This is a genomic window from Paenibacillus pinihumi DSM 23905 = JCM 16419, assembly GCF_000422505.1.
In the GTDB taxonomy this organism is placed as follows: domain Bacteria; phylum Bacillota; class Bacilli; order Paenibacillales; family Paenibacillaceae; genus Paenibacillus_D; species Paenibacillus_D pinihumi.
Genome location: NZ_KE383869.1, coordinates 262,098 through 270,806, shown reverse-complemented (window position 1 = coordinate 270,806; position 8,709 = coordinate 262,098). Strand labels below are relative to the sequence as shown.

At 51.1% G+C, this 8,709-nt stretch carries 6 protein-coding genes; 2 read left to right on the top strand and 4 right to left on the bottom strand.

Going from position 1 to position 8,709, the window contains the following annotated elements; genetic code table 11:
* Positions 1 to 117: 117 nt before the first annotated feature.
* Together H583_RS0130320 and greA are read right to left on the bottom strand one after the other, a co-directional pair.
* Positions 118 to 1,314 (bottom strand): IS110 family RNA-guided transposase, encoded by a 1,197-nt coding sequence (locus tag H583_RS0130320; RefSeq protein ID WP_028563766.1) that lies wholly within the window; start codon positions 1,312 to 1,314, stop codon positions 118 to 120.
* Between the two features lie 571 nt (positions 1,315 to 1,885).
* Positions 1,886 to 2,365 (bottom strand): transcription elongation factor GreA, encoded by a 480-nt coding sequence (greA, locus tag H583_RS0130315; protein WP_028563765.1) that lies wholly within the window; start codon positions 2,363 to 2,365, stop codon positions 1,886 to 1,888.
* Between the two features lie 255 nt (positions 2,366 to 2,620).
* Here greA and H583_RS0130310 point away from each other — a divergent pair, with 255 nt between their 5' ends.
* Positions 2,621 to 3,682 carry an endonuclease/exonuclease/phosphatase family protein gene (locus H583_RS0130310; RefSeq protein WP_028563764.1) on the top strand — a complete coding sequence of 354 codons (1,062 nt, stop codon included), beginning with the start codon at positions 2,621 to 2,623 and terminating at the stop codon, positions 3,680 to 3,682.
* 174 nt (positions 3,683 to 3,856) lie between these two features.
* On the opposite strand, the gene H583_RS0130305 is transcribed toward H583_RS0130310, so the two are convergent.
* Positions 3,857 to 4,828 (bottom strand): 2-hydroxyacid dehydrogenase, encoded by a 972-nt coding sequence (locus H583_RS0130305; RefSeq protein WP_028563763.1) that lies wholly within the window; start codon positions 4,826 to 4,828, stop codon positions 3,857 to 3,859.
* A 447-nt stretch (positions 4,829 to 5,275) separates the two neighbouring features.
* Positions 5,276 to 6,367, bottom strand: coding sequence for a dual-specificity RNA methyltransferase RlmN (gene rlmN / locus H583_RS0130300; protein WP_028563762.1), 1,092 nt, complete (start codon positions 6,365 to 6,367; stop codon positions 5,276 to 5,278).
* A 414-nt stretch (positions 6,368 to 6,781) separates the two neighbouring features.
* Here rlmN and H583_RS34860 point away from each other — a divergent pair.
* The coding region (locus H583_RS34860; RefSeq protein ID WP_081667666.1) for an NTTRR-F1 domain at positions 6,782 to 8,709 on the top strand (1,928 nt) is incomplete at its 3' end.

Here is an 8,709-nt window from a genome sequence, read left to right as displayed (position 1 = left end):
AAAACCAGCTAATACTTTGTCAATAGGCGGTTTTATTAGACAGCTGTTTTTGTTATACTGAATTCAACGCATGACAAACAAACCTCCACCTCATGGAAGTTTGTGGAAGAAAAGGCTTTAAGAAGCGAAAGGTTGCCGTTTTCTAAGCATAGCGTAGACGTGATGTAATACCTTGTTGGCGCAAGCAATCACGGCTACCTTATGGGGCTTACCTTCGCTTCTTTTCTTGTCGTAATACGCTCTTAGGAGGGGATTCAAGCCCTTCCTTAACCCGCATATGACCACCAGATAAGCAGCTCTGCGCAAGCGTTTTGAGCCCCGTTTCGTGATTCTATTTTCACTTGCCGTAAACTTCCCGGAACTAAAAACGCTTGGATCTAATCCTGCCATGGCGACGATTTGTTTGGGATTACGAAACTGTGACCCATCCCCAATCTCTGCCACTATTGCAGTGGCTAGCTTGGTGCCTACTCCTGGGATTGATTCCAGCAACTGTACCTGTGGGATCGTTTGAGACACTTCATAAATGACTCGTTCTAAATCCACAAGCTGTTCCTGAAGCTCACGAAGCACCTTAAGCATAGCTAGAAGGGATTGTCTCAAACCGAAACCTATCGTGGTAACAGGATTCATCTGACATACGGTGCGCATTAACTCCACCTTTTTGTCCATCCAGGCATCTGAACGTGAGGCTTTGGTGGCTTTCGCAATGATCTCATACCAGTTATCCCCCTGTTCTTGAATCCCCTTGGTTGACAGACAGGCCTCCAGCAGGTTTAAAGATGTTTTAGAAAACATATCTCTAAAAACATTTTCATAGCCAGGGATCACTTGATCAATCAGAGCTCGCATATTTAACCTGGCCTGCACATACAAGCTCGTAACGAACTCATGCTGACGCGTTAAGAACTGCAAGTCTGTGAAAACTTCCTTTTGGATGCAATGAGTCAACCAATTTTCTTCCTGATAATATAGATCGCCCAGATGCCATGCATCGGATTCATCGGTTTTAACCTTGCGCAGCCCTGTCCTTCTAGCTCGCTGTGCCTGCAAAGGGTTCACCAGGATCACTTCAAAAGCCTCGCCTTGTAAATACTGAACAAGCGCACGATGATAATGACCCGTAGGCTCAAGAATGACTTGGGGTTTAAAGCCACTCTGCTGCTCTAATTCAGTAAGCAAGGACTTGAGCCGCTCGAATCCTTTAGGCGTATGCAAAATGGTTTCTGCTCGTCCTACGGGGTGGTTACGTTTTAAAAAACACTGTACGACAGACTTTCCCTTTGCTACATCTATTCCAATAACAGGTTTCATCCAATTCTCCTTTCGAAATCTCTGCCGGTCGTTCCCACAATGGTTCCAACTCCACAGCTTCGCTTGTAATACGAGGTCAACGCCTCAACCAGCTCAATCGTGATGGTCGGTGGTAGTGGGAGAACAGTTTTTGTGTACGGGGTTGTCCCCAGGGGCTGTCACGTTCTCCCGGCTACCGCCATCATAGAATGACCATAAGAATAGGCCAACCAGTAATATCTGGCTGACCTCATAATACGAAGGGGCTGTCCCAAAAGCAATTTACAAAAAATTCAGCCCCCACTTTTTGTGTAATATTCGCGTAAAAAAGACCCTTCAAATCCACTTTCTTAGTGGTTTTGAAGGGTCTTTTGCACATAATATGGGATTCTCTTACTCAGGCTCCCCCTTTTGAGACAGCCCCTTTAATCAATTAAAAAAGACGACAAGGATTTCCGTGTCTTGTTTAATGTCCCCACGGCGTGGAATCAAGGGTCGTCTCCCTGATGACCGAATGGTCCTTTTACTTCTATTTCCATTATAGAACTTATTATACACTTACGAAACTACTACTTACGGGAAACTCAGTTTTCTATACTGCCCTAATCTCCAGCAGCTCATATTGAATTTCGCCCATTGGTGCAGCTACGCGGATCTTGTCGCCGACCTTTTTACCCAACAATTCCTTGCCGAGCGGGCTTTCATACGAAATCTTGTTGTCTACTACATCCGCCTCTGCCGGACCAACAATTTTGTACTCCACCTTCTCGGAGAACTCAATGTCATTGAGAATGACCGTGGAACCAATCTGGACGTTGCTCAGATCCATCTGTCCCGCCTCTACAACTTTGGCTTTGTTCAGCATTTTCTCAAGCTGCATGATCCGGGTCTCCATAAAGGCCTGGTCATCCTTGGCGGAATGGTACTCGCTGTTCTCCTTTAAGTCACCATAGCTGATCGCCAGCTTGATACGCGCTGCCAGCTCTTTGCGTTTTACATATTTCAGATCATCGAGCTCAGCCTGCAACTTATCCAATCCTTCTCTGGTCAAAATAATTTCTTCGTTAGACATAGGTATACTCCGTTCTTTCATATCATTTATAGGGTTACCTTATATTGTACGGTTATCTTTCCCGGAAGTACAGCAGGTAAAACAATCTGTCTCCTGCTTCTTATCCAATGCAGCTGAAATAGCACCCGGATCATTAAAACAAGGAACTGGCATGATGGCTGTCGAATGTTATGGCTGAAATGATTTACCAGGTGGCCGTAAACCAAATATTTCCTTGCTCTCACCTATTCCTAAACCTGAATATTGGAGACCTCAATGAAGAAAAAATTACTTCTGACAAGCGCAATTGTGCTGTTGTCCATTCTCCTGCTGGCGATTGGATTTTTGATTATGATTACAGTAACCGATTATATTCCGGAAGAAATTGAAGAGATTGAGGTAATTAACAACCCTCAGCGTATACTGCATCACCAACAACCCTTTAGTGTGGTGACTTTTAATATTGGCTATGGAGGAATGGACCGGGACCAGGATTTCTTCATGGATGGGGGCAAAATGTCGCGTTCGAGCAGCGAGGCTCAGACACAAGCCAATTTGACAGCGGTTACTTCTCTGCTGATTGAAGCTAAAGCCGACTTTTATCTGCTGCAAGAAATCGATACACATTCATCCCGCAGTTATCATATCAATCAAGCCGATGCCATCTCACAGGCCCTCCCCGGTTACAGCACTGTATTTGCGTATAATTACAAGACACTGTGGGTCCCGGTCCCGGTTTTTAATCCGATGGGCACTGTAAACAGCGGACTGCTGACATTATCAACGTACAACAGCAACCGCAATCGCAGATTTGACCTGCCGGGCAAGGAGAGCTGGCCGATTCAGCAGCTTGATCTGGACCGGGCATTCATCGAAAGCCGCTATCCTGTAAATAACGGCAAAGAGCTCGTACTCGTCAACCTCCATCTCTCTGCCTTCGACAAAGAAGGATACATCCGCAAGCAGCAGCTTGATTACCTCTCTCGCTATCTCGAACAAGAGCAGGCCAAGGACAGCTATATCATTGTCGGGGGCGATTGGAATCACTCCCTTCCGGGTACAGACACAGATGATTTCACCACTACACAGGAGTGGCCCGAATGGCTTGCAGAAATGCCAGAATCATTCCATCCCGATGGATTCCAGTGGGTGGCAGACAAGACCTCTCCAACTGTGCGGACAGCAGATATTCCTTATGAAGAAGGAATCAATTTCAGAGCGGTGATTGATGGCTTCCTCGTCTCATCCAATGTCGGGATTACATCCGTTCATACAGCCGATCTCCACTACAAGAACAGTGATCATAACCCGGTTATAGCCCAGTTCTATTTAAAATGACCGCCTTTTCTACAAGAGCTGCTATTTTGGCGCTTCATGCCAGCTCCCGATAACGATGGGGCCGCGCTGAAAAAACAGGGAGAGCTCTACCCTTGCCGGGTAATGCCCTCCCTGTATAATATAATAGCCGTGAAATTCAGTCCTGACAGTTCCTCAAGTAAAAATAGTCCTCTATTAGGGTTGAAGTTCCGGAATAATATAGGTTTCTCCCTCTCCGGTCAAAGCATGAACCAGATTGCGGGCAGCAACATAGGCCATTTGGAGACGTGTATTCGCAGTAGCGGAACCCAAATGCGGCAATGTCACGACATTATCCAGCTTAAGCAGCGGATGCTCCGGGTTGACCGGTTCCTGCTCGTAGACATCCAGTCCTGCCGAGTAGATTTGACCACTCTCCAGCGCCCGCACCAGTGCCTGTTCATCCACAGTCTCGCCGCGGGATACATTAATAAAGATGGCACTGCGTTTCATCATCGCAAACTGGGCTTCGCCGATCAGACCTCGCGTCTGTGCTGTGAGTGGTGTCATGAGCACAATGAAATCGGAGGTTTGCAGCAATTCCCCGAAAGAATTGTACTGAATTCCAAGCTGCTCCTCCACATCCGGCTTGCGGCTGCGATTATAGTATGCGACATCCATTTCAAAGCCTAACTTTGCCCTTCTGGCAATCGCTTCACCGATCCGGCCCATTCCGATAATGCCCAGCTTCGCATGGTGGACGTCTACACCGAACAGCACACTGTCCATCCCTTTGCGCCAGCGGCCCTCCTTCACCAGCTTGTCCATCTGAGGCACCCTGCGGGCTGCCGACAAGATCAAGGCAAAGGCCAGATCCGCCACCGTATCGTCCAGTACATACGGCGTATGCGATGCTGTAATTCCATATCGCTTCAAAGCGTCTATATCCAGATTGTTATATCCGACAGATAAATTGCTTATAACCCGAAGCTCCTTGCCTGCTGCCAGAACCTCATCCCCTACAGGTGTCCCCGTCACAAGCAGCCCCTCCGAATCACCAAGCTCAGTTGCCAGCTGACTATTCGTAATCGCTTGCGTCCCTTGCCATTGTCTAACTTCACAATGCTCCTCCAGATATTGAAGCACTTCCTCAGGCAAGCCTCTTGCAATATAAACACGCGGCTTCATTGGCTTCTCTCCTCTTTAGCATGTTAGTGTGTCCAACTGTCCCGTCTGTTCAGACTCTACAGCCTTTCAGCTTAAAACGGCTTATGCGGTATCATTCAAAACAATCGCTCACGTTAGGCCAGAAGATCCGGCCGGCATCTTTTCTCCATGGCATCACTTCCATTACTTTTAGAGTGATGCATGAAACATGTCGCCTTACCACCTATCATAACAAAAAAAGCGTATACATGAGGAAGACTAACGGAAAAAAGGCGAGTACGGAACGGACATGAAAGTTAACTTGAGTATCCTCCATGCGTTCTTCCACGGAACGCTATATATTCAAATGTCAAATAAGCGCACCCTGCGTACAGGGTGCGCTTGCGTTATTGGCGACGAGACTCGATCATATGAATTCGTAAATTTTGTAATCCATAGTGAAATCGCGAAAGCCAGTCTCTCTTACAATTAATTCTGTGCAGCCTCAGCCAGTGCGGTACGGCCCGGCTTCTTGATCTGCTTGCTTCTGAGCTGTCCGCAAGCGGCATCAATATCCGTTCCGTGCTCGAGCCGCACACTGCAGCCGATGCCTTGCTTTTTCAGGGTGTCATAGAAGCCGCTGATCGACTCTTTCTCACTCCGCTGGTATTGGCTGTGCTCGTCTACCGGATTGTAAGGGATCAAATTAACGTTCGCCTGCTGGCTGATATCACGGATGAGATCCGCCAGCTCCAAGGCATGCTCCTGTTGGTCGTTGACATCCTTGAGCAAAATATATTCGATCGTAATCCGGCGCTTCGTTTTATTCAAGTAGTAGCGGATCGACTCCATTAACTGCTCGATCGGAATGGCCCGGTTAATCTTCATAATCCGGGTACGCAGCTCATTATTCGGCGCGTGCAGAGATACCGCCAGATTTACGCCCAGGCTGCTGTCGGCGAATTCCTCGATTTTCTTCGCAAGGCCGCTCGTCGATACCGTGATGCGCCGTGCGCCAACCGCCAGTCCTTTGTGATCCTTGATCACTTCGATGAAGTTGGACATATGCACATAGTTGTCGAATGGTTCGCCGATCCCCATGACAACGACATGACTGACTCTCTCTTTGTTTTGCATCTGATCCAAATGCAGCTGAACCTTCATAATCTGGCCGACAATTTCACCACTGGTCAAATCCCTGCTCTTGGCAAGCAAGCCGCTGGCACAGAAGCTACAACCGATATTGCAGCCAACCTGTGTCGTCACACATACGGATAAGCCAAATTTATGTCTCATCAGCACTGTTTCAATCAAATTGCCGTCCTCCAGCCGGAACAAAAACTTGATTGTGCCGTCCGCAGATTCCTGTCTCATGTGCTCACCCAAGGTGTCGATAGCGAAGTTCTCTTCAAGCAGGCTTAGGCAGCCTTTATTCACATCGTTCATTGCGGAAAATTCCGTAACCCGCTTTCTATACAGCCAATCCCACACTTGCATGGCCCGGAATTTTTTGTGTCCCCGTTCTGCCAGCCATGCCACAAGCTGCTCTCTCGTTAATCCATAGATGGATTGCTTATTCATGTATACCCTCTTTTCAATGCTGTAAATTCTTACACTTTCTATTGTTCACCGGAGCGATTCTCCGGGTATGAATTCATAGTCTATATCATTATTATTGTCCCAAAGTTTTTTTATTAAAACAAGAGGGAAATTCCTGCGTATTCCGCAAGTCCGTACATGCTCGCAACACACAGGGCTGGTCCACCGCAACTGCGGATTTTTCAATCTATAACTCTATGATAATGAAAATGACTCGGAACGGGTCGGCTGTAAGTTTCATAGAATAAAGGGACTTCACATTCCGTGAGGTTAGTTTTAATAGAGAGGAGACGAGCATCAAAATTGTAAAGTGCAGCTGAGAATACTGGGGTCGCTATTCCGGAAAAGGGATCTGCGCAGGGAAAGTTCATGCTGCATATTACGGGAGGTATGGATATGGCAATTGAAAATTTGGTTGTCAACGGAGGGTTTGAGAGCGGCTCATTCACACCCTGGATTCCGTCAAATGCAAGTATAACAAGTGTATACAAGCATACGGGCACTTATTCGGCACAATTGCAAGGCGGGGCAAGCACTTCCTATATCTTTCAATACGTGCCTGTTACAGCAGGAGATACACCTCAATTTCAAATCGCTCTGGCAAAGGTTGGAGCTTCTCCGGCCCCAACTGTGCTTGTACAAGTATCCTATTGGGATAACACGTACACGCAGCTTGGACAAGGCCTGACGCTTACCGTCACACCAGGTCAAATTCCTGATGTTGCGGGCGGAATCTGGGCTGTGCTTTCCTCATCGGTCAGCCCTGCTCCTGCAGGCTCTGTAGTGGCATTCCTTCTTATTAATACACTGCCCGCTGCAGGTACAGCCGATGTACTGGTCGATGATGTCGCATTGCTGGTGGAGACTGGAGGCGGCGTTACAGGGCCAACGGGGCCAACGGGGCCAACGGGGCCAACGGGGCCAACGGGGCCAACGGGGCCAACGGGACCTACGGGTCCGACTGGGCCGACCGGCGGCACAGGTAGCACAGGCGCTACGGGGAACACTGGACCGACTGGAGCTACAGGGGCAACTGGCGGCACCGGACCGACTGGAGCTACGGGTGACACGGGCGCAACTGGCGATACTGGGCCGACAGGTGACACAGGGGCAACCGGGGATACCGGACCGACTGGCGACACGGGTGCAACTGGCGATACCGGGCCGACGGGTGACACGGGCGCAACTGGCGACACCGGACCGACTGGCGACACGGGCGCAACTGGTGATACTGGGCCGACTGGCGACACAGGGGCGACTGGCGATACCGGACCGACTGGAGCTACGGGTGACACGGGCGCGACTGGCGACACCGGACCGACGGGTGACACGGGCGCAACTGGCGACACCGGACCGACGGGTGACACGGGTGCAACTGGCGATACCGGACCGACTGGCGACACGGGCGCAACTGGCGACACCGGGCCGACCGGGGACACGGGCGCAACTGGTGACACCGGACCGACCGGAGACACGGGCGCAACTGGTGATACTGGGCCGACTGGCGACACGGGCGCAACTGGTGATACTGGACCGACCGGAGACACCGGTGCAACTGGTGATACTGGGCCGACTGGGGACACAGGTGCGACTGGCGACACTGGCGCAACTGGCGATACCGGACCGACTGGCGACACTGGTGCGACTGGTGATACTGGGCCGACTGGCGACACCGGCGCAACTGGTGATACTGGGCCGACTGGCGACACCGGCGCAACTGGCGATACTGGGCCGACTGGTGACACTGGCGCAACTGGTGATACCGGACCGACGGGTGACACGGGCGCAACTGGCGATACCGGACCGACCGGCGATACTGGGCCGACTGGCGACACGGGCGCAACCGGTGATACCGGGCCGACTGGCGACACGGGCGCGACTGGCGACACTGGTGCGACTGGCGATACCGGACCGACTGGCGACACCGGCGCAACTGGTGATACTGGGCCGACTGGTGACACGGGCGCAACTGGCGATACTGGACCGACCGGGGACACTGGTGCGACTGGCGATACCGGACCGACGGGTGACACGGGTGCAACCGGCGACACCGGACCGACCGGGGACACTGGGCCGACGGGTGACACCGGACCGACTGGCGATACAGGGCCGACGGGTGACACGGGCGATACCGGACCGACGGGCGACACGGGTGCAACTGGCGATACCGGACCGACTGGCGACACGGGTGCAACTGGCGATACCGGACCAACTGGCGACACGGGCGCAACTGGCGACACTGGACCGACCGGCGATACTGGGCCGACTGGCGACACGGGCGCAACCGGTGATACCGGGCCGACTGGCGACACGGGCGCGACTGG